Below are 20,396 nucleotides of genomic sequence, written 5' to 3'. Positions count from 1 at the left end.
TTTATTGTCCAAAAAAGTGACGAGGGTAGGGCAACCTGGCTTGTGGTTAATGGATTAACCCTCTAGCGTGGAACCCCGAAGGGCGCCGCTGCGCCTGCCGATAACCCGATCCCCAGGAGCTGATAATGACCCCCATGATCCCCCCGATTCTCGACTTTGCGACCGGTAGACTCGCTGGCGCCGAGCTGGTGGAAAAGAGCACCACCCTGGCCGACCTGCAGGGGCTGTTTGCCGACCCGCATGCCGCGGCGGCGCTCCCGTCCGAGACACTGCTCTACCGGGTTGCCATGTTGCCAGGTCATGGCGGCGAGGGGGATCTCAACATGGGGGTCACCTATCTGGAGGCGGGCCGGGTTGGCCAGGAGTTCTTCATGACCCGCGGTCATCTCCATGCGCGGGCCGAGCAGGCGGAATATTACTTCGGGTTGTGCGGGCAGGGGGGGTTGCTGCTGCAGGATATGGCCGGTGTCTGCCGGCTGGAGCGGGTCTTTGCCGGCAGCGTTCACCATATCCCTGGCCATGTGGCCCATCGACTCATCAACACCGGCGCGACGCAGCTCTCGGCGCTGGCGGTGTGGCCCGCCGTCGCCGGTCACGATTACGAAGCGCTGGGAGCGCGCGGCTTTGGCCTGCGGGTGCTGGCCGGGGAGGATGGCACGCCCCGCATTGTCACTTCTGCCGGGCAAGCCACTTGAAGCAGGGCTTACGGCGGCCTGCTAGGGGCTGCCGCAGGATTGGCGCACCACCAGGGTGGGGGGCAGAATGATGCTCTTGGCCGGTTCGTCGTTGCCGGCCATCCGCTCGAGCAGCAGCTCGCCAGCTTTTCGGCCGATCTCCCGCGACGCCACCGAGACGGTGGTGAGGGGCGGGTCCACCAGCGCCGTCTCCGGCAGATCGTCAAAGCCCACCAGTGCAACGTCCTGACCGATGACCCTCCCCAGCTTGCGCAGCGCCAGAATGGCGCCGAGCGCCACCACGTCCTGATAGCAGACCGCCGCCGTCACCTCGGGATGCTGTTCCAGCAGCGCCGTGATGGCGCGAGTGCCTTCCACCCGGCTGGCGCCGCAGCCGATGATCCACTCCGGTCTTGGGGAGATGCCGTGTTCGAGCAACTTGCTCATGTAGCCGCCGAGGCGCTGGGAGCGACTGATGGAGGCAGGATTGCCCCCGACAAAGGCGATGTGGCGGTGACCCAGCTTCAGCAGGTGTTCGGTCGCCAGCTGGCAGCCCAGGAAGTTGTCGGTGCCGACGAAGTCGATCGCCACGTCTGGCACCGGTCGCACGATCAGAATGGTGGGCATGCGGCGGCGCTGCAGGCTCTCGAAGAAGCTGCGGGGAGTGGTCTGGGTGGCGCAGATCACCATGCCGGCGGCGTTGTTGCGCTGCAGCGAGTCGGTGAACTGCTGCTGCCGGGTGGCCGACTCCTCGCTGTTGGCCAGAAACAGCATCAGATCGTGATGCTCCATCTCCCGGCTCAGGCCCGCCGTCATCTCCGCATAGAAGGGGTTGGTGATGTCGTGCAGCAACAGACCGACCTGGTTGCTGCTCTTGTTGCGCAGGTTGGCGGCGGTCTGGTTGTAGACATAGCCGAGCTCGTCGATGGCCCTGAGTACCCGCTGGCGGGTGTGCTCGGAGATGCGCCCCTTGTTGCGCAGGGTCATGGAGACGGTGGCAGTCGACACCCCCAGATGGCGGGCGATGTCGGCAATGGTCACATTGCTCATGGGATGGATCCTGTCAGGGAGTAGGCCTCAAAGGTATATCGATTAACCTTTCGTTGTTAACGTACCATGATGAAATTGCTGTCACGATCACATATTTCACCCATGTTGGCGATCAAATACACCATTTTATGAGGTTAATCTTGTTTATCAGGTTGTGGTTAACAGGTTAATCGATTTATCTCTCTCCCAGGTGTCAACGAGAGAGCAAGCCAATGATTCATTCGAGTTACGTCTCCAACTACGACAAATTCCCGGAAGTGGTGGTCGCCGGCCATGAGGGCGCCGCCTGCGCCGGCTGGCATGAGATAGCCCGGCGACTGCAGGCTGCGGCAGACGGGCAAGGTGGGGCAAGGGTGGTGCTGGTGATCGACTGCTATCACGGCGTGGATCAGGACGAGCTGCGTAGCCAGCTGCTGGCGAGGCTTGGGCCCCACACGCTTATAGATGTGGAGCAGGCCCGTCTGCCCGAATCAAAAGTGCTGGCGATGCTGGAGCGCTTCATCACCGAGGACCGGGTGTTTGGTGTGTTGGCCCCCCACAAGATGGTGGAGTTTTTTGACCCGGCCGCGCTGGCGCGCCTGCAGCAGCAGGTCGCAGAGATAACCGGTGGCCTGGTGGTGGTGATGGGCAGTGGCGCTTCGCTGGTGGCGAGAGGAGATGTGCGGGTCTATGCCGATCTCGCCCGCTGGGAGATCCAGCAGCGACTGCGGCGCAGGGAGCTGGGCAACTGGGGGGCCGGCAACGAGGAGGAGGACATACTGCGCCGCTACAAGCGCGCCTTCTTCATCGAGTGGCGGGTGTTTGACCGCCATAAACTGGCCCAGCTGCCCACCATCGATTTCCTGCTCGACACCAACACCCGAGGCAAGCCGACCCTGGTGACGGGGCAGGCTCTACTGGCGGGGTTGCATCAGGCGGCGCGCCAGCCGTTTCGGGTGGTGCCCTTCTTCGACCCCGGGGTCTGGGGCGGGCAGTGGATGAAGCAGGTGTGCGATCTGGACCCGGCTCAGCCCAACTATGCCTGGTGCTTTGATTGCGTACCGGAAGAGAACAGCCTCTACCTGCGCATTGGCGAGGTGCGGGTGGAGATCCCGTCGCAAAACCTGGTGCTGTGCGAGCCCAGCGCCCTGCTTGGGGAGCGGGTACATGCCCGCTTTGGTGCCGAGTTCCCGATCCGGTTCGATTTTCTCGATACGGTGGGGGGGCAGCCGCTCAGCCTGCAGGTGCATCCGCTGACCGAATACATCCAGCAGGAGTTCGGCATGCACTACACCCAGGACGAGAGCTACTACCTGCTCGATACCAAGCCGGACGCCTGCGTCTATCTCGGCACCCGCACCGGTATCGACCCGCAGGCGATGCTGGCGGAGCTGGCCGCCGCCCAGCGCGGCGAGAAGCCCTTCGACGACGAGCGCTTCATCAACCGTTTTCCGGCCCGTAAACACGATCACTTTCTGATCCCGGCCGGAACTGTCCACTGCTCGGGGGAGGGAGCCATGGTGCTCGAGATCAGCGCCACCCCCTACATCTTCACCTTCAAGCTATGGGACTGGGGTCGGGTCGGGCTCGACGGCATCCCGCGCCCCATCCATCTGGAGCATGGCAGCAAGGTGATCCAGTGGGAGCGCGACAGCGACTGGACCCGTGAGCACCTGGTCAATCGCATCGAACCCATTGCCGAGGGGCCGGGCTGGCGCGAGGAGCGCACCGGGCTGCACGAGCGGGAATTCATCGAGACTCGTCGCCACTGGTTCAGCGTGCCGGTGGAGCACGACACCGGCGGTACCGTGCAGGTACTCAATCTGATCGAGGGGCGGGAGGCGACGGTGGAGAGTCCCGACCATGCGTTCGCACCGTTTGTGGTGCACTACGCCGAGACCTTCATCGTACCGGCCTCGGTAGGGCGTTATCGCATCCGCCCGAGCGGCGAGAGTGAAGGGGCGACCATCGCCACCATCAAGGCCTATGTGAGGGGGTAACCAAGATGCTGAGGATCCTTATCGCAACCCATGGTTCACTGGCGCCGGCCCTGCTGGCCAGCGCCAGCATGGTTTACGGCGAACTGCCCGCTGTGGCGACCGTCTCCCTCACCGAAGAGGGGGGGATCGAGGCCTTTCGCACCGAGTTTGAACAGACCCTGCGCCGCCATGGCGCGGGGGCTGACGGGGTGCTGGTGCTGTGCGACATGGAGTGCGGCACCCCCTACAACGTGGCGTGCCGCTTCGCGTTTGACCCCGAATGGCCACAGCCACTGGCGGTGGTGACCGGGGTCAACTTCCCCATGCTGCTGATGAGCGCCGAGCTGCTGGATGCCGTGGATGTGCACGAGGCGGCCCGCCAGTTGCTGGTTCAGGCGCTGGAATCCATGGTGATCGCGGCCCCGGCGGCTGCGCACCAGCAAGACGACAACTTCTAGGAGAGCGAGATGGCCATTTCATTTGTACGCATTGACGATCGGGTGATCCACGGTCAGCTGGTGACGCGCTGGGCCAGGGAGCTGCCTTGCGACGGCATCGTCGCGATCGATGACGAGGTGGCGGCCGATCCGCTGCTCTCCCAGGTGATGATCGGTGCCGTACCGGACACCCGGGTATGGCTGTTCGACGTGGCGACGGCGATTGCCAAGCTGCCCAAGGTGATCGCCAGCGACAAGCGCTACTTCGTGATCGGCAAGTCGCCGGTCACCCTGCAGCGGCTCTGCGCCGGCGGCATCTCCCTTGAGAACCACAACGGCAAGATCAACGTCGGGCCCATGAGTGCCCGCGAACAGACCACCACCATAGGCCCCAACCAGTCGGTCACGGCGCAGGAGATCGCCGCCTTTGACTACCTGGCCGGCCTTGGCCACGACATTGACTTTCGGCTGGTGCCGGATGCCAGCCACTACAGCTGGGCGGATGCCCAGAAAAAGCTGAAATAGGGAGCAGACATCATGTTTCTGGAAGCAACACTCATCGGGATACTCTGTTATCTCGGCGCCCTCAGCACCCCCTGGTTGCTGGGATTGACCGGGGGCTGGTACACCATCACCCGTCCGCTGGTCTCGGGTATGCTGGTGGGGGCCATCCTCGGTGATATCCAGACCGGGATCCTCATCGGGGTGGCGGTGCAGGCGGTCTATATCGCCATGGTGACGCCGGGTGGCTCCATGCCGGCGGATCTCAACTTCGTCGCCTTTCCGGCCATTGCGCTGGGTATCCTGTCGGGCAAGGAGCCGTCAGTGGCGGTGGCTATTGCCGCCACCATCGGCATCGCCGGCACCATCCTCTTCAACTTCATGATGGTGCTCAACTCCTACTGGAACCACAGGGCCGACGTGGCGCTGGAGCAGGGGGACGAGCAGGGGGTCTACCTCAACAGCGCCATCTTCCCGCAGGCCAGCAACTTCGTGCTGCGCTTCGTGCCCACCTTCATCGCCGTCTATTTTGGCAACCAGTACATCGAAGGCTTCATGAACAGCCTGCCGGAGCTGGTGATCCGCACCATGACGGTGGTGGGCGGTATCCTGCCGGCGGTCGGCATCGCCATCCTGCTCAAGCAGATCATCAAGCAGAGCAGCATGCTGATCTACTTCCTGGTGGGCTTTGTCGGCATCGTCTTTCTCAAGCTCAACATGGTGGGGCTGGTGATGATCGGCGCCTTGCTTGCGCTCATCCACTACAACTACAAGCCGGAGCCGCGCCCTGCACCGGCTGCCCGTGCTGCCACCCAAACCGACGATGAGGATGAATTCTGATGGACGCAAAGCTGCAAGCGGGCCAGCCGGTGAACAAGGTGCCGGTGGCCCTCACTCCCAAGGATCTGCGTGCCTGCTGGCGCGCCTGGATGATGTACAACCTCTCCTCCATGAGCTTCGAGCGGCTCGAGTCGTTCGGCTTCTGCCTTGGCATGATGCCGGCGCTGAAAAAACTCTATCCCGGCAAGGCGGAGCGGACGGAGGCGATGAAGCGTCACGCCTCCTTCTACAACACCGAGCCTCAGCTTGGCTCCATCATCAACGGGTTGGCGGTGGGGCTGGAGGAGAAGCGGGCCAACGGCGAGCGGATCGATGGTGAGACCATCAACACCCTGAAAGTGGGGTTGATGGGGCCCATCGCCGGGATCGGGGATTCCATGATCCCGGGCATGCTGGTGCCCATTCTGCTCAGCATCGGCATGGCGCTGGCCGCCGGCGGCAGCGTGCTGGGGCCGCTCTTTTACATCATCAGCTTCAATGCCATCGTCATCACCGGCTCCTACATGCTGTTCATGAAGGGCTACCGGATGGGGACCGGCTCGGTGGAGGCGCTGGTGAGCTCGGAGTCGGTCAAGCTGCGCGAGGCGCTCTCCCTGCTCGGGGTCTTCGTGATGGGCGGGGTGGCGGCCAGTTACGTCAATCTCTCCACCGGGCTCGATTTCGTCACCTCCGACGGGGTCAACATCCAGCTGCAGGCCATGCTGGACGGCATTTTTCCCAAACTGATGCCGCTGCTGGTGGTGCTGGGCACCTGGTATCTGATGGCCAGACGCAACGTCTCGCCGGTCAAGGCCATGCTGGGGTTGCTGGTCGTGGCCTTTGTCGGGGTCGCCGTCGGACTGTTCTAGGCCGCTCAAGGGTTGAGGTGAGCACAGACAGGGGAGAGCAGGGCTCTCCCTTTTTATGGGCTGGATGATGGGTTGGCTGGAGAGGTGATGAGATGCATGACGAGATAAGAGAGGCCGAGCAGCGCTGTCGACGCTGGCTGGTGGAGGAGGCGCTGCCTCACTGGGGGGCAAACGGCTTTGATTGGGAGCGGGGGCTGTTTGCCGAAGGGCTGGATGGCGCAGGCGCGCCGCTCTGGCAGCCCATTCGCTTTCGGGTGCAGAGTCGCCAGATCTATGTGTTCAGCCACGCCGCCCTGCTCGGCTGGTATGAAGGGGGCGAGCTGGCAGAGCGCTACGCCACGTTCGGCATGAGGCACTTTGCTGATGGTGCCGGCAACCAGCTGTTTTCCCTCAATGCCGATGGCTCACCTGCTGACACTTCGATGTGCTGCTACGAATACGCCTTTGCCCTGCTCGCCGAGTGCTGGCTCTACCGCTTGAGCGGCGAGCCGCGCTGGCAGCAGCAGGCCGAGTCGCGCTATCAGGCCATCGAACTGCTCTTTGCCGATCCCCTGTACGGTGGGTTTCACTCCCGCTTTCCGCCAAGCGCGCTGCGCAGTCAAAATCCCCATATGCATCTGTTCGAAGCGCTGCTGGTGGCGGCGGAGTGCTTTGATGAGCCGCACTGGCAGGGGCGCGCCCATCGGCTCTATCAGCTGTTTCGCCAGCGCTTGCTGGAGCCCGCCTTGCTGCGGGAGTTCTTTGATGAGCGGCTGCTTCCGACCCATCCCGATTCGCACCTGATCGACCCGGGCCATCACTACGAGTGGTGCTGGCTGTTGGCCCGTTACCGGACATTGGCGCAAGGGTGGGAGTGTGGGCCGAGTGAGCGCGAGATAGACGAGGGGATCGCCATCCTGACCCGCTTTGCCACCACTCACGGCCACGGGCCGACCGGACTGGTGCTGGATGAACTCACCGATGACGGGCGGCCCCATCGGGCGACCAGCCGGCTCTGGTGTCAGACCGAGCAGCTCAAGGCGCTGCTGGCAGCCTACGAGCGGCGAGGGGAGGCTGAGATTGTCCGCCGGATTGGTGAAGTGGTGAGGCGGATCTTTGACTATTACCTGATGCCGGCGCTGCCGGGCCAGTGGCTAGATCAGGTGGATGTGACGGGGGCGCCGTTGGCCGGCCATGCACCGGCCAGCACCTTCTATCACCTGTTCGTGGCGTTCAGTGAGCTGGTGCGGGTGGCGCAAAGGGAGGGGTAAAGAGGGATAAGAGAGGGGCTGGGTTTAAAAATCCCAGCCAGCTTGCTCCGGCTGCTCGGGTTGGGCCCCCTCCTGCGCCTTGCGGCGAGCGGCTTCCACCCGCGCCTTGCGGCCACGGCACAGGCGCATCACCTCTTGCTGCTGGGCATGGCTCATGGTGAGCCAGTTGAAACGCTCCTCGCGGCTGCGCAGGCACCCTTTGCAGTAGCCCTTGTTGTTCACTTCGCAGACCCCGATGCAGGGGCTCTGCAGCGGGAAGATTTCGAGCTGTTCCATACATGGCCTCTCACACCCTGTTACCTTGTTATAACCCAGAAGATCCCCTTTGGAGAAATCCGCCGTCCCAGGCCTGAAGGCGTTTGCTTTCCCTCTGCAAATTTGGCATCTTCCCCGCCGAACATAACCCTTGGTGTTATATGAGGACATATGAATAAACACGCTTACTGGCTGACCGCCGCAGTGCTGGGGTTGGCCGGTTGTGCAGGCAACTCTGAGCAAGCCCAGGTGCCCAAAAACAAACCCGATGCCAGATGTTTTCTCAACTGCGAGGTGCCGGAAAATCTGGGCAAGCAGTATCTGGACGGTCCCCTGCCTGATGATCTGGTGCGAGTGGAGCGGGTCAACAGCCGACAGCGCGCCGACTACAGCAAGTTCGGCCCCCAGAGCCGGCTGGTGCTGGAGCGCTCCGGCAAGATGACCCGCCGCTATGGCGAGCTTTACCATCAACTCTCCCGCTGGGTGGCCAATGGCGGCGATCCCGCTCAGATCACCCGTTACGGCATCAGCCTGGCCCAGCTGGGTGGCTCGGATCGGATGGGCAACGTGCTGTTCACCGGTTACTACTCGCCGGTGTTGGAGGTGCGTCACCGCCCGGATGCCAAGTACAAGTACCCCATCTATGCCATGCCCAAATGCGGCGGGCGCTGCCCGAGCCGGGCCCAGATCCACCAGGGGGCCCTGGCCAACCGTGGGCTGGAGCTGGGCTACAGCAAATCCCTCATCGACAATTTCCTGATGGACGTGCAGGGCTCGGGCTTCGTTCACTATGGTGACGACGATCGGCTGCAATATCTGGGTTACAGCGGCAAGAACGGTCACGGTTATGTCAGCATCGGCCGGGTGCTGATCGATCGTGGCGAAGTGCCCAAGGAGCAGATGTCCATGAAGGCCATCAAGGAGTGGGCCAACCGTCAGCCGGAGGAGAGCGTCAAGGAGCTGGTGGAGCAGAACCCCTCCTATGTCTTCTTCGAGCGTCGCCCCACCAACGACGTGATCGGGGCCGCCGGCATTCCGCTGCTGCCGATGGCGGCGGTGGCCGCCGACAAGACTCTGCTGCCGATGGGCACGCCAATCCTGGCGGAAGTGCCGCTGCTGGACAAAGAGGGCAACTGGACCGGCAAGCACCAGCTGCGGCTGTTGATCGCGCTGGATGTGGGCGGTGCGGTGAAGAAGGGCCACCTCGACCTCTACCACGGCATGGGCGAGAAGGCCGGTGTCGCGGCCGGTCACTACAAGCACTTCGGCCGGGTCTGGAAGCTGGGTCTGCACCATGGGCCGACCGCCGCGCCCTGGCTGTAAGGCCCTGTAGGGGCGGGTGGTGTATCAGCCGCCCGCCCACCAGGCATCGCCCGCCCACCAGGCATAGAGAGGGATGTAAAAAAGCCGCCGGAGTAATCCGGCGGCTTTTTGTTTGCTGACGCGAACCTGAGGGGGTCTCAGCGCTTCTTGATGTCCAGCCGGATGGCGCCCACCGGTTTGCAGCAGCAGGGCAGGCACTCTCCCTGCGATACAAAGGCGAGCGGCACGGCGGCATAGTGCACCTTGCCTGCCAGCAGCGGGGTGCGGCAGGCGCCGCAATAGCCGCTGCGGCACTGGAACTCCACGTGATGACCGTGGCGCTCCAGGGTTTCCAGTACGCTCTCGCCGGGATGGGCGTGCAGCACGCCATCCTGGGTATGCACCCGTGGCGAGCCTGCGTCGCTCTGGGCGGGAGCCGCGTGCGGGGCAGGAGTCAGCGTGCCGGTGGCGTCACTCACAGCTCGAAATCACCCAGGTCTTCGGCATTCACTTCGCTGTCGATCTGACCCACCAGATAGGAGCTCACTTCCACTTCCTGTGGGGCGACCTGCACGTTGTCGGACGACAGCCAGGTGTTGATCCAGGGGATCGGGTTTTGCTTGGCACCGGCAAAGGCTGGCTGCAGACCCACCGCATTCATGCGCAGGTTGGTGATGTACTCCACGTACTGGCAGAGGATGTCCTTGTTCAGGCCGATCATGGAGCCGTCCTGGAACAGGTACTCGGCCCACTCTTTCTCCTGGATGGCGGCTTCCTTGAACAGCTCGAAGCAGGCCTGCTCGCACTCGGCGGCAATCTCGGCCATTTCGGGGTCGTCCTGACCGCTGCGCATCAGGTTCAGCATGTGCTGGGTCCCGGTCAGGTGCAGCGCTTCGTCGCGGGCGATCATCTTGATGATCTTGGCGTTGCCCTCCATCAGCTCGCGCTCGGCGAAGGCGAAGGAGCAGGCGAAGCTGACGTAGAAGCGGATCGCTTCCAGCGCGTTGACGCTCATCAGGCACAGGTAGAGTTTCTTTTTCAGCTCGCGCAGGGTGATGGTCACGTCACGACCGGCCACCCGGTGGGTGCCTTCACCGTGCAGGTTGTAGAGCGCGGTCGCCTCGATCAGATCATCGTAGAAGTGGCTGATGGAGCCGGCGCGCTTCAGGATCTGCTCGTTGGTGACGATGTCGTCGAACACCTGGGCGGGGGTGTTGACGATGTTGCGGATGATGTGGGTGTAGGAGCGAGAGTGGATGGTCTCCGAGAAGGCCCAGGTCTCGATCCAGGTTTCCAGCTCCGGGATGGAGACCAGCGGCAGCAGCGCCACGTTGGGGCTGCGACCCTGGATGGAGTCCAGCAGGGTCTGGTACTTCAGGTTGGAGATGAAGATGTGCTGCTCGTGGGGCGGCAGGGCCTGGAAGTCGATGCGGTCGTGGGAGACGTCCACCTCTTCCGGGCGCCAGAAGAAGGAGAGCTGCTTTTCGATCAGCCGTTCGAACACTTCGTGTTTTTGCTGGTCATAACGGGCCACGTTGACCGATTGGCCGAAAAACATCGGCTCCTTGAGCTGGTCGTTTTGGGTCTGGCAGAACGTTGAATAGGCCATGGTGATTTGAATGTCTTGAATAAGGGGAAACAGGAGGGCGGGAGCTTCATGCTCCCGCCCGGTTCATCAGATCTTGCAGGCGCCGCCGGCACAACCGTCATCTTGCAGATCGGTCTGGGCATCGTCCGCACCATCACGGGTGTTGTGATAGTAGAGGGTCTTGAGGCCGTATTTGTAGGCGGTCAGCAAGTCCTTCAGCAGCTGCTTCATCGGTACCTTGTTGCCTTCGAAACGGGCGGGATCGTAGTTGGTGTTGGCGGAGATCGCCTGATCCACAAACTTCTGCATGATACCGACCAGCTGCAGGTAACCATCGACGCTCGGTTGCTTCCAGAGCAGTTCGTATTGATCCTTGAGGCGGTCATACTCGGGCACCACCTGCTTGAGGATGCCGTCCTTGGAGGCCTTGACCGACACCAGGCCGCGCGGCGGCTCGATGCCGTTGGTGGCGTTGGAGATCTGGCTGGAGGTCTCGCTCGGCATCAGGGCGGTCAGGGTGGAGTTGCGCAGACCCACGGTGCGGATCTCCTCGCGCAAGGCTTCCCAGTCCAGGTGCAGCGGCTCGTTGCACAGGTTGTCCAGATCCTTTTTATAGGTATCGATGGGCAGGATCCCCTGGGCATAGGTGGTCTCGTTGAAGGCCGGGCAGGGGCCGAACTCGCGGGCCAGCTGCACGGAGGCCTTCAACAGATAGTACTGGATCGCCTCGAAGGTGCGGTGGGTCAGCGCCAGACCGGAACCGTCGGAGTAGCGGGCACCGTTCTTCGCCAGGTAGTAGGCGTAGTTGATGACACCGATCCCCAGGGTACGGCGGTTCATGCTGCCCTTCATCGCGGCCTTGAGCGGGTAGTCCTGATAGTCGAGCAGGGCATCCAGGGCGCGCACGGCGAGATCGGCCATCTCTTCCAGATCTTCCAGCTTCTCGATGGCACCCAGGTTGAAGGCAGACAGGGTACAGAGTGCGATCTCGCCCTCTTCGTCATCCACGTTGTTGAGCGGCTTGGTGGGCAGCGCAATCTCGAGGCAGAGGTTGGACTGGCGCACCGGCGCCACGCTCGGATCGAACGGGCTGTGGGTGTTGCAGTGGTCCACGTTCTGGATGTAGATGCGACCGGTACCGGCGCGCTCCTGCATCATCAGGGAGAAGAGATCGACCGCCTTGAGGGTCTTCTTGCGAATGCTCGGATCCTGCTCGTACTTGACGTAGAGCGCTTCAAACTTGTCCTGATCCGCGAAGAAGGCATCGTACAGGCCAGGTGCATCGGACGGGGAGAACAATGTGATGTCGCCGCCCTTGATGAGGCGCTGATACATCAGCTTGTTGATCTGTACGCCGTAGTCCATGTGACGGACCCGGTTCTCTTCCACGCCGCGGTTGTTCTTCAGTACCAGCAGGCTCTCCACTTCGGTGTGCCACAGCGGGTAGAACAGGGTGGCCGCACCGCCGCGCACGCCGCCCTGGGAGCAGCACTTCACGGCAGTCTGGAAGTACTTGTAGAAGGGGATGCAACCGGTGTGGAAGGCTTCGCCGCCACGGATCGGGCTGCCCAGACCACGGATGCGGCCGGCGTTGATGCCGATGCCGGCGCGCTGGGACACGTAACGCACGATGGCGCTGGCGGTGGCATTGATGGAATCCAGGCTGTCGTCGCACTCGATCAGCACGCAGGAGCTGAACTGACGGGTCGGGGTGCGCACGCCGCTCATGATCGGGGTCGGCAGCGAGATCTTGAAGGTCGAGACCGCATCATAGAAGCGCTTGATGTAGTCCAGACGGGTATCTTTCGGATACTTGGAGAAGAGGCAGGCCGCTACCAGGATGTAGAGGAACTGCGGGCTCTCGTAAATTTCGCCGGTGACGCGGTTCTGGACCAGGTACTTGCCTTCCAGCTGCTTGACCGCCGCGTAGGAGAAGTCCATGTCGCGCCAGTGATCCAGGTGCTGGTTCAGCTCCTCGAATTCGGCCTGGCTGTAGTCTTCCAGCAGGTGCTTGTCGTACTTGCCCATGTCCACCAGTTTGGCGACGTGCTGATAGAGGTGGGGCGGCTCGAACTGGCCGTAGGCCTTCTTGCGCAGGTGGAAGATGGCCAGGCGGGCGGCCATGTACTGGTAGTCCGGGCTTTGCTCGGAGATCAGGTCAGCAGCGGCCTTGATGACGGTTTCGTGGATATCGGCGGTACGGATGCCGTCATAGAACTGGATGTGGGACTTGAGTTCCACCTGGGAGACCGACACGTTGTCGAGACCCTCGGCAGCCCAGTCGAGCACGCGGTGAATTTTATCCAGATCGATGGGTTCTTTGTGGCCGTTACGCTTCGTCACAAACAAGTTCATTGGCTGATGACCTTTAGTTGATTCCCGAAAAACCATCGCACGGCGTTCGCCTCCAGACCTGTGAGAGGCGTGGGAGGTGGGGACCTATTGTGCGATGAATCACAAGATATAGTGTTATTTTGATTTCGAGCTACAAGATAGTGAGGTCGGCCCGGCTTTGCAATCTGTGGATAAGGGATTAGCTGTGGATAAATTGTGGGTGTTCCGCTCTGTGTTAGTGGACGCTCACAGCGAGTGGGTTTTCATCCGTCCGATCCGGTAAATGCAAGTCTGATGATCGAACATGGAAAATTTAAATAACTTTTTTTGCTTGCGAAAAGGGGGTGTTTTTACTAGCAAATTCAGCCTGATTATCCCTTGTGCAGCAAGGGTCAAAAGGTGTCCGATCTCGCCGCTTCCCTGCTTGTCAAACCGCCAAAACGGGGGATCGCTGGGGATCCCCCATTGGTACTGGCAAGGCTCTGCCGCGATCAGTCAACAGTGCTCATCTGGCCACCCTTTGGCGGCAAAGCTGCCTTTGTGATCCATCTCTGTTGTCTGCTTCCTGTACCAAGGGGGCCCGGCACGGGTTGGCACTCTCAGCCCAGCTCGTAGCGCAGCCAGTGGTGCAGCGCCTGCACGGTGTCAAAGTGCAGATCGGCGCCCCACTGGGCCGGATCCTCGTCGTCATTGAGATAACCCCAGCCGGCGACGGCGGTGCGCATGCCGGCGTTGCGGCCAGCCTCGATGTCGCGCACGTGATCTCCCACATAAAGGCAGTGGCTCGCCTCGACGCCAAGCTGGTCGCAGGCAAAGTACATGGGGGCTGGGTCGGGCTTGCGCACCGGCAGGGTGTCGGCGCTGACGGTGACGCCACAGCTGGCGAGCTCGGGCAGGGCCGCCAGCAGCGGTTCGGTGAGAAAGCCCGGCTTGTTGGTGACGATGCCCCAGGGCAGCTGCTTCTCGTCGAGCCACTCGATGAGATCCACCATCCCCTCATAGGGGCGGGTGCCAACGCAGAGGTTGGCGGCGTAGTAGTCGAGCAGGGCGGTGCGAAGGCGGGTGGCGCCCAGCTCTTCCAGCAATTCGTCACCAAGACCGGCCCTGAGCAGCCCGAGCGCCCCGTGGGAGGTGGTCTGACGGATGATGTCGTCAGAGAGGGGGGCAAAGCCTTCGCTTATCAGCACGTGGTTGACGGCGGCGCCCAAGTCCGGCGCGGTATCAAGCAATGTGCCGTCCAGATCGAACAGCACGCAGCCAAGGGGCGCAGCAGAGTGAGTCGTCATCAGCCTTGCTCCGGGCGCTCGAACGCCACCATGTAGTTGACGTCGACGTTGCGACCGAGCTTGAAGCTGTTGGAGAGCGGCGCGTAGTGCACCCCGCTCATGTCCCGTACCAGCAGGCCAGCAGCCTCACCCATGCGACACAGTTCGGCGGGAGTGATGAACTTCTTGTGGTCGTGGGTACCCTTGGGCACCATCTTCATCAGGTACTCGGCGCCGAGGATCATCATCAGATAGGCTTTCGGGTTGCGGTTGATGGTGGAGACGAATACCTTGCCGCCCGGGCGTACCAGGGTGGCGATGGCGCGCAGTACGGAGGCGGGATCCGGCACGTGCTCCAGCATCTCCATGCAGGTGACCACGTCATACTGGCCGGGGGCCTCATCAGCGTGGGCCTCGGCGGTGATCTGGCGATACTCGAGCTCCACGCCCGCCTCGAGGGCATGGAGGCGGGCGACCCCGAGGGGCTCCTTGCCCATGTCGATGCCGGTGACCTTGGCACCCCGGCGGGCCATGCTCTCGGCGAGAATGCCGCCGCCGCAGCCGATGTCGAGGATGCGCTTGCCGAACAGGCCGCCGCTCTTGTCGGTGATCCAGTCAAGGCGCACCGGGTTTATCTGGTGCAGCGGCTTGAACTCTCCCTCCATGTCCCACCAGCGGGAGGCGATGGCTTCGAATTTGGCAATTTCTGTCAGATCGACATTGGCATCACTGTGCATTTTTTGATGATCCTGTGGCAAGGGCGCGCAGGCTGGGTGGGGCGCGCGCAATCTGTTGTCCTGGCGGGCATTATAACGGACGGACTTTGTCACACCAGCCCGACTTGTTACCGGATTTGTGGCTTAAGGTATTTGGCTCAGTGTGTTACCATGTCGCGCTGTTTAAGCCAAAGAACAACTAATTAGGGATTAAGGCTTTCTATGAGCGATCTGGCCAGAGAGATCACGCCGGTCAACATCGAAGAAGAGCTCAAGAGTTCCTATCTTGATTACGCCATGAGCGTGATCGTAGGACGAGCTCTGCCGGATGTGCGTGATGGCTTGAAACCGGTTCACCGCCGCGTTCTGTATGCAATGAACGAGCTGGGGAACGACTGGAACAAGCCCTATAAAAAATCGGCCCGTGTGGTCGGTGACGTAATCGGTAAATATCACCCGCACGGCGACATTGCCGTGTATGACACCATCGTTCGCATGGCGCAGGATTTCTCCATGCGTTACATGCTGGTCGATGGTCAGGGCAACTTCGGTTCGGTCGACGGCGACAGCGCCGCCGCCATGCGTTACACCGAAGTGCGGATGGCCCGCATCTCCCACGAGCTGCTGGCCGATCTGGACAAAGAGACTGTGGACTGGGTGCCGAACTATGACGGCACCGAGATGATCCCGGCTGTCATGCCCACCAAGGTTCCCAACCTGCTGGTCAACGGCTCCTCCGGTATTGCGGTGGGCATGGCGACCAACATTCCGCCTCACAACCTCACCGAGATAGTCAACGGCTGTCTGGCGTTGATCGAGAACGGCGACCTCACTATCGACGAGCTGATGACCTACATCACCGGCCCGGATTTCCCCACTGGTGGCATCATCAACGGTCGTTCCGGCATCGTGCAGGCGTACCGTACCGGTCGTGGCTCCGTCTATGTGCGTGCCAAGGCCGAAGTGGAGGTGGACGAGAAGACCAGTCGCGAGACCATCATCGTTCACGAGATCCCCTATCAGGTGAACAAGGCGCGGCTGATCGAGAAGATCGCCGAGCTGGTCAAAGAGAAGAAAATCGAGGGCATCAGTGCCCTGCGCGATGAGTCCGACAAGGACGGCATGCGCATCGTTATCGAGATCAAGCGCGGCGAGTCCGGCGAGATTGTGCTGAACAATCTCTACAAGCACACCCAGATGCAGACCACGTTCGGCATCAACATGGTGGCGCTCGATAACAACCAGCCCAAGGTGATGAACCTCAAAGAGATCCTGGATGCGTTCCTGCTGCACCGCCGTGAAGTGGTGACCCGCCGGACCGTGTTCGAACTGCGCAAGGCGCGGGATCGGGCGCACATCCTGGAAGGTCTGGCGGTGGCGCTGGCCAACATCGACCCAGTCATCGAGCTCATTCGCCACAGCGCGACCCCGGCCGACGCGAAAGCGGGCCTGGTTGCCCGCGGCTGGGAGCTCGGCAACGTGGCCTCCATGCTGGAGAAAGCCGGTGACGATGCGGCCCGCCCCGAGTGGCTGGAACCCGAGTTCGGCATCCGCGAAGGTCACTACTACCTGACCGAGCAGCAGGCCCAGGCCATCCTTGACCTGCGTCTGCACAAGCTGACCGGCCTCGAGCACGAGAAGATCCTGGAAGAGTACCAATCTCTGCTGGATCTCATCGCCGAGCTGCTGTTCATCCTGGCGAGCCCGGTGCGGTTGATGGAAGTGATCCGTGACGAACTGCTGGCCGTGCGCGAGCAGTACGGCGACGAGCGTCGTACCGAGATCAGCATGTCCAGTGCCGAGATCAACATCGAAGATCTGATCACCCCGGAAGATGTGGTCGTGACCTTGTCTCACCAGGGTTACGTGAAGTATCAGCCGCTCTCCGACTACGAGGCCCAGCGCCGCGGTGGTCGTGGCAAGTCGGCCACCCGGATCAAGGAAGAGGACTTTGTGGAACGTCTGCTGGTGGCCAACACCCACGACACCATTCTGTGCTTCTCCACCCGTGGCAAGGTCTACTGGCTCAAGGTGTATCAACTGCCGGAGGCGTCCCGTGGCGCTCGCGGTCGTCCGATCATCAACCTGCTGCCGCTGGATGAGGGTGAGCGCATCACCGCCATCCTGCCGGTCAAGGAATATGACGCCGACAAGTATGTGTTCTTCGCCACCGCCAACGGTACCGTGAAGAAGACCAGCCTGTCCGACTTCAGCCGTCCGCTCTCCTCCGGCATCCGCGCCATCAACCTCAAAGAGGGTGATGAGCTGATCGGGGTGGACATCACCGATGGCAGCAACGAGATCATGCTGTTCTCCGATGCGGGCAAGGTTGTTCGCTTCGCGGAAGGCAGCGGTCGCGCCGATGCCGATGCCACTGACGAAGTCGAAACCGACGACGATGCCGGCAACGACGATGATGGCAGCGACAACGGCGAAGGCACCGAAAGCAAGGGTACCTTCAAGGGCGTACGTCCCATGGGTCGTACCGCTGCCGGTGTGCGCGGCATCAAGCTGGGCGCCGGTGACAAGGTGGTGTCCCTCATCGTGCCGCGTGGCGACGGGGCCATCCTCACCGCCACCGAGAACGGTTACGGCAAGCGTACCGCGCTCGACGAGTACCCGACCAAGAGCCGTGGTACCCAGGGCGTCATCTCCATCAAAGTGGACGAGCGCAACGGCAAGGTGATCGATGCGATCCAGGTCGAAGATACCGACCAGATCATGCTGATCACCAACGGCGGTACCCTGGTACGTACCCGGGTGTCCGAGGTGAGCGTCATCGGCCGCAACACCGGCGGTGTGCGTCTGATCCGTACCGGTGAAGACGAGACTGTGGTCGGTCTGCAGCGGGTTGCCGAAAGCGACGAAGACGAAAACGAAGTGCTGGCCGTTGAAGGGGAGGTGTCTGAAGGCACCGATACCGCAGCGGACACCGGTGCTGTCGATGCAGGTGAAGCGGGCGACGAATAATCGCTCCCCTTTACCCGATACCAAAGAGCGGCCTCATGGCCGCTCTTTTCATTGGCTCGCTTGTCGCTGGCGTCCCCCGTTATCCTCCTTCCTTCTCTTCCTTTTTCCTCTGCCCAGTCTTGCCTGTCATGGCAGGAAGAACGGGCACAGCTTGCCAGGGTTGCCCTGATGGAAGCATGGCCTCGACACGGCTCCTTCATGTGAATGTCATCGCTCTGTCATGGCGGCCAGCCATGCTGCTCCCGTTGGAGAGAAACCACCATAGACGCAGGTAACGCCTGCCAGGAGCATGTCATGACCAGCTGGGTAATGTGGGAGATCTGGTGGAGCCGGGTATGGGGTGAGGCAGAGATGGATGCGCGCGCAGGCGAACATGAACCTGAGGGGGCACATGAGCCAGCCCGTTTGCCCGCCGAGTTGATTGCCCACAGCAGCAAGGCCAGTGCGTCGCGGCCAAGGAGCTGAGGGCAGGCTTGACGGGAGCCTAGAACAGCCGCAGCTGCTCGCCTGGGCGGATGAAAGCATCCTGGCGCAGCTGAAAGTGGCGCTTGCCGAGCCCGAGCCGCTTGGCGATCAACCGAAAGCGCTGGGCCAGCAGATCGGCAAACTGGCCTTCTCCCCGCATCCGGCTGCCGAAGGCGGGACTGTTGAGGGCGCCGTCCCGGCTGGCCCGTAGCTGGTTGAGGATCGCCTCCTTCTGACCGGGATAGTGTTGCGCTAGCCAGTCACTGAACAGCGGTGCCAGCTCGTGGGGCAGTCGCAGCAGGATATAGTCGGCGCAGTGGGCTCCGGCCTCGGCAGCGCCTTTGATGATCTGCTCGAGCTCGGGCTCGTTGAGCCGCGGGATCATGGGCGCCGCCAGCACGCCGACCGGCACACCGGCGCAGGCCAGTTTCTCCACCACCTTGAGCCGGCCGGCCCCGGTGCTGGCTCTTGGCTCCAGCTGTCGCCGCAATGTCTCATTCAAGGTGGTGACCGACACCATCACCTGGCAGAGCCCCTCCCGGGCCAGCTCCGTCAGCAGGTCGAGGTCGCGCAATATCATGGCGCTCTTGGTGATGATCCCGACCGGATGGCGGTGGGCCAGCATTACCGTCAACAGTTCGCGGGTGAGGCGATAGTGATGCTCGATGGGCTGATAGGGGTCGGTATTGGCTCCCAGCACTATGGTCTGCGGCTGATAGGCGGGTCTGGCAAACTCCCGGCGCAGCAGCTCGGCGGCGTTGAGCTTGGCGAACAAGCGGGTCTCGAAGTCGAGGCCGGGGGAGAGCTCGAGATAGGCGTGGCTCGGTCTGGCGTAGCAATAGATGCAACCGTGTTCGCAGCCCTGATAGGGGTTGATGGAGCGGCTGAAAGGGACGTCGGGGGAGCTGTTGTAACTGATGATGCTGCGGGCGCTGATCTCCGTCACCTCGGTGCGGGGATCGCTGGCGGCAAATGCCGCTTCCCACTCGGGTTGGGACCAGCCGTCGTCGACCCCATCGACCCGCTGGGCGCTGAAGCGGTGATCAACATTGTGGGAACTGCCTCGACCTGCCATCGCACCTTACCAGTACTGTTTATATATACAGTCATCATGCTGGCCCCCATTGCCGAATGCAAGCCCTGCCGACCCAGCCAGCCATAAAAAGCATGTCAAAGGGATCTCTTGCTTGATCGCGGCGCTACATTTCGTTTACATAGACGAAATGCGAACTGGATCACGGAAATCATTATGGCACCCATCACCTCTCGCTGGCTCTTCATCGCTGTCATTGCGCTGGTTATCTGGCGTCTGATCCCGCTCTCCACCGAGCAGGAGCTGGCCTCGGCCAATCGCGCCTGGCGCACCGGTCACTTCGATGAGGCGACCCGGATCTGGTCGCCGCTGGCCGAGCAGGGCCAGCCACGAGCCCAGGCCTTGATGGGCTGGAGCCATGAAGTGGGGCAGGGGAGCGAGCAGGATATCAGCCGGGCCATCACGCTCTATCGTCAGGCGGCGCAGGCGGGGGATGCCTTCGGCCAATACCGGCTGGGGGAGGTCTACCTGCGGGGGGCCGGGGTGAAGCGGGATCTGCGCGAGGCGTTTCACTGGATGGAGCTGGCAGCCAAGAACGGCGATGTGCCCGCCATGTTGAAGGTGGGGGTGCTGCACCTGATGGGGGTCAGCGGGCGGGTCGATCTGCCCCGTGCCAAGGAGTGGCTCTATCAGGCCGCCAAGCAGGGCAACCAGCTGGCGCTCAAGGTGCTGCAGGAGCTGGAACTGGCGCAGGAGGGGAGCTCCACGTTCGATTTCAACTGGCAGCCCCTGCTGGGGGAATAGCTGCCAAGCACTTCATCTGACTGTAGAAAATCTCAGCAAACCCGATACAGCCCCGCCTACTTCTGGTAGCATGGTCCGGTTTTTGGTTTGTCTTGCGACGTTGAAC

The 20,396-nt window shown here is 62.1% G+C and carries 19 protein-coding genes; 11 read left to right on the top strand and 8 right to left on the bottom strand.

The window, feature by feature from the left end:
- The first annotated feature begins 125 nt into the window (after nt 1-125).
- Nucleotides 126-695 carry a glucose-6-phosphate isomerase family protein gene (locus PG900_RS03430; protein ID WP_270800905.1) on the top strand — a complete coding sequence of 190 codons (570 nt, stop codon included), beginning with the start codon at nt 126-128 and terminating at the stop codon, nt 693-695.
- Between the two features lie 21 nt (nt 696-716).
- On the opposite strand, the gene PG900_RS03425 is transcribed toward PG900_RS03430, so the two are convergent.
- Nucleotides 717-1,724: a LacI family DNA-binding transcriptional regulator gene (locus PG900_RS03425; RefSeq protein ID WP_270800907.1), complete on the bottom strand. Its 1,008-nt coding sequence runs from the start codon at nt 1,722-1,724 to the stop codon at nt 717-719.
- 212 nt (nt 1,725-1,936) lie between these two features.
- On the opposite strand from PG900_RS03425, the gene PG900_RS03420 reads away from it, so the two are divergent.
- The 6 genes from PG900_RS03420 to PG900_RS03395 all read left to right on the top strand — a co-directional run bounded on the left by PG900_RS03420 (nt 1,937) and on the right by PG900_RS03395 (nt 7,558).
- Nucleotides 1,937-3,703 carry a class I mannose-6-phosphate isomerase gene (locus tag PG900_RS03420; protein ID WP_270800909.1) on the top strand — a complete coding sequence of 589 codons (1,767 nt, stop codon included), beginning with the start codon at nt 1,937-1,939 and terminating at the stop codon, nt 3,701-3,703.
- A 5-nt stretch (nt 3,704-3,708) separates the two neighbouring features.
- Nucleotides 3,709-4,140, top strand: a complete 432-nt coding sequence (locus PG900_RS03415; RefSeq protein ID WP_268031019.1) for a PTS sugar transporter subunit IIA — start codon at nt 3,709-3,711, stop codon at nt 4,138-4,140.
- 9 nt (nt 4,141-4,149) lie between these two features.
- On the top strand, nt 4,150-4,644 hold the full coding sequence (locus PG900_RS03410; RefSeq protein ID WP_124251824.1) for a PTS system mannose/fructose/N-acetylgalactosamine-transporter subunit IIB: 495 nt from the start codon (nt 4,150-4,152) through the stop codon (nt 4,642-4,644).
- A 12-nt stretch (nt 4,645-4,656) separates the two neighbouring features.
- Nucleotides 4,657-5,460, top strand: coding sequence for a PTS mannose/fructose/sorbose/N-acetylgalactosamine transporter subunit IIC (locus tag PG900_RS03405; protein WP_124251823.1), 804 nt, complete (start codon nt 4,657-4,659; stop codon nt 5,458-5,460).
- On the top strand, nt 5,460-6,308 hold the full coding sequence (locus PG900_RS03400) for a PTS system mannose/fructose/sorbose family transporter subunit IID (protein ID WP_270800918.1): 849 nt from the start codon (nt 5,460-5,462) through the stop codon (nt 6,306-6,308). The genes PG900_RS03405 and PG900_RS03400 overlap by 1 nt, the downstream gene beginning before the upstream one ends.
- 92 nt (nt 6,309-6,400) lie before the next feature.
- The gene (locus tag PG900_RS03395; protein WP_270800920.1) at nt 6,401-7,558 is read left to right on the top strand and encodes an AGE family epimerase/isomerase; all 1,158 of its coding nucleotides are present in this window, start codon (nt 6,401-6,403) and stop codon (nt 7,556-7,558) included.
- A 24-nt stretch (nt 7,559-7,582) separates the two neighbouring features.
- On the opposite strand, the gene PG900_RS03390 is transcribed toward PG900_RS03395, so the two are convergent.
- Nucleotides 7,583-7,834 (bottom strand): DUF1289 domain-containing protein, encoded by a 252-nt coding sequence (locus tag PG900_RS03390; protein ID WP_065477558.1) that lies wholly within the window; start codon nt 7,832-7,834, stop codon nt 7,583-7,585.
- 150 nt (nt 7,835-7,984) lie between these two features.
- On the opposite strand from PG900_RS03390, the gene mltA reads away from it, so the two are divergent.
- Nucleotides 7,985-9,136, top strand: coding sequence for a murein transglycosylase A (gene mltA, locus PG900_RS03385; RefSeq protein ID WP_011706178.1), 1,152 nt, complete (start codon nt 7,985-7,987; stop codon nt 9,134-9,136).
- Between the two features lie 137 nt (nt 9,137-9,273).
- Here mltA and yfaE read toward each other — a convergent pair whose 3' ends face one another.
- The 5 genes from yfaE to ubiG form a co-directional block, all read right to left on the bottom strand.
- Entirely contained in the window at nt 9,274-9,594 is a 321-nt protein-coding gene (yfaE, locus tag PG900_RS03380) for a class I ribonucleotide reductase maintenance protein YfaE (RefSeq protein ID WP_016350654.1), read from the bottom strand.
- Complete coding sequence (nrdB, locus tag PG900_RS03375; protein WP_011706176.1) at nt 9,591-10,724, bottom strand: class Ia ribonucleoside-diphosphate reductase subunit beta; 1,134 nt, start codon at nt 10,722-10,724, stop codon at nt 9,591-9,593. The genes yfaE and nrdB overlap by 4 nt, the downstream gene beginning before the upstream one ends.
- Before the next feature lie 66 nt (nt 10,725-10,790).
- Nucleotides 10,791-13,058 (bottom strand): class 1a ribonucleoside-diphosphate reductase subunit alpha, encoded by a 2,268-nt coding sequence (gene nrdA / locus PG900_RS03370; RefSeq protein WP_016350655.1) that lies wholly within the window; start codon nt 13,056-13,058, stop codon nt 10,791-10,793.
- Between the two features lie 578 nt (nt 13,059-13,636).
- Nucleotides 13,637-14,323, bottom strand: a complete 687-nt coding sequence (locus PG900_RS03365) for an HAD family hydrolase (protein ID WP_017410131.1) — start codon at nt 14,321-14,323, stop codon at nt 13,637-13,639.
- Nucleotides 14,323-15,039 (bottom strand): bifunctional 2-polyprenyl-6-hydroxyphenol methylase/3-demethylubiquinol 3-O-methyltransferase UbiG, encoded by a 717-nt coding sequence (gene ubiG / locus PG900_RS03360; protein ID WP_016350657.1) that lies wholly within the window; start codon nt 15,037-15,039, stop codon nt 14,323-14,325. Before ubiG ends, PG900_RS03365 begins: the two co-directional genes overlap by 1 nt.
- 201 nt (nt 15,040-15,240) lie before the next feature.
- Here ubiG and gyrA point away from each other — a divergent pair, with 201 nt between their 5' ends.
- Both gyrA and PG900_RS03350 read left to right on the top strand, forming a co-directional pair.
- Entirely contained in the window at nt 15,241-17,988 is a 2,748-nt protein-coding gene (gyrA, locus tag PG900_RS03355) for a DNA topoisomerase (ATP-hydrolyzing) subunit A (protein WP_254201244.1), read from the top strand.
- 294 nt (nt 17,989-18,282) lie between these two features.
- A complete protein-coding gene (locus tag PG900_RS03350) occupies nt 18,283-18,453 on the top strand; it encodes a hypothetical protein (RefSeq protein WP_270830915.1) in 171 nt (56 codons plus the stop codon).
- A 19-nt stretch (nt 18,454-18,472) separates the two neighbouring features.
- Here the strand turns inward: PG900_RS03350 and PG900_RS03345 are convergent, their stop codons facing one another.
- A complete protein-coding gene (locus PG900_RS03345) occupies nt 18,473-19,528 on the bottom strand; it encodes a PA0069 family radical SAM protein (RefSeq protein ID WP_270830914.1) in 1,056 nt (351 codons plus the stop codon).
- Nucleotides 19,529-19,702: 174 nt separating this feature from the next.
- Here PG900_RS03345 and PG900_RS03340 point away from each other — a divergent pair, with 174 nt between their 5' ends.
- On the top strand, nt 19,703-20,290 hold the full coding sequence (locus PG900_RS03340; protein WP_026080375.1) for a tetratricopeptide repeat protein: 588 nt from the start codon (nt 19,703-19,705) through the stop codon (nt 20,288-20,290).
- Nucleotides 20,291-20,396: the final 106 nt, after the last annotated feature.

Origin of the sequence: Aeromonas sp. QDB03 (genome assembly GCF_027707985.1) — a bacterium.
Lineage (GTDB): Bacteria > Pseudomonadota > Gammaproteobacteria > Enterobacterales > Aeromonadaceae > Aeromonas > Aeromonas hydrophila.
Note: the sequence above shows the minus strand (reverse complement) of the source record. Positions and strands in the feature narration are given on the sequence as shown.

Coding starts and splice junctions, on each gene's coding strand:
- PG900_RS03430 (WP_270800905.1), top strand. CDS start 126: ATGACCCCCATGATCCCCCCGATTCTCGACTTTGCGACCGGTAGACTC.
- PG900_RS03425 (WP_270800907.1), bottom strand. CDS start 1,724: ATGAGCAATGTGACCATTGCCGACATCGCCCGCCATCTGGGGGTGTCG.
- PG900_RS03420 (WP_270800909.1), top strand. CDS start 1,937: ATGATTCATTCGAGTTACGTCTCCAACTACGACAAATTCCCGGAAGTG.
- PG900_RS03415 (WP_268031019.1), top strand. CDS start 3,709: ATGCTGAGGATCCTTATCGCAACCCATGGTTCACTGGCGCCGGCCCTG.
- PG900_RS03410 (WP_124251824.1), top strand. CDS start 4,150: ATGGCCATTTCATTTGTACGCATTGACGATCGGGTGATCCACGGTCAG.
- PG900_RS03405 (WP_124251823.1), top strand. CDS start 4,657: ATGTTTCTGGAAGCAACACTCATCGGGATACTCTGTTATCTCGGCGCC.
- PG900_RS03400 (WP_270800918.1), top strand. CDS start 5,460: ATGGACGCAAAGCTGCAAGCGGGCCAGCCGGTGAACAAGGTGCCGGTG.
- PG900_RS03395 (WP_270800920.1), top strand. CDS start 6,401: ATGCATGACGAGATAAGAGAGGCCGAGCAGCGCTGTCGACGCTGGCTG.
- PG900_RS03390 (WP_065477558.1), bottom strand. CDS start 7,834: ATGGAACAGCTCGAAATCTTCCCGCTGCAGAGCCCCTGCATCGGGGTC.
- mltA (WP_011706178.1), top strand. CDS start 7,985: ATGAATAAACACGCTTACTGGCTGACCGCCGCAGTGCTGGGGTTGGCC.
- nrdB (WP_011706176.1), bottom strand. CDS start 10,724: ATGGCCTATTCAACGTTCTGCCAGACCCAAAACGACCAGCTCAAGGAG.
- nrdA (WP_016350655.1), bottom strand. CDS start 13,058: ATGAACTTGTTTGTGACGAAGCGTAACGGCCACAAAGAACCCATCGAT.
- PG900_RS03365 (WP_017410131.1), bottom strand. CDS start 14,323: ATGACGACTCACTCTGCTGCGCCCCTTGGCTGCGTGCTGTTCGATCTG.
- ubiG (WP_016350657.1), bottom strand. CDS start 15,039: ATGCACAGTGATGCCAATGTCGATCTGACAGAAATTGCCAAATTCGAA.
- gyrA (WP_254201244.1), top strand. CDS start 15,241: ATGAGCGATCTGGCCAGAGAGATCACGCCGGTCAACATCGAAGAAGAG.
- PG900_RS03350 (WP_270830915.1), top strand. CDS start 18,283: ATGACCAGCTGGGTAATGTGGGAGATCTGGTGGAGCCGGGTATGGGGT.
- PG900_RS03345 (WP_270830914.1), bottom strand. CDS start 19,528: ATGGCAGGTCGAGGCAGTTCCCACAATGTTGATCACCGCTTCAGCGCC.
- PG900_RS03340 (WP_026080375.1), top strand. CDS start 19,703: ATGGCACCCATCACCTCTCGCTGGCTCTTCATCGCTGTCATTGCGCTG.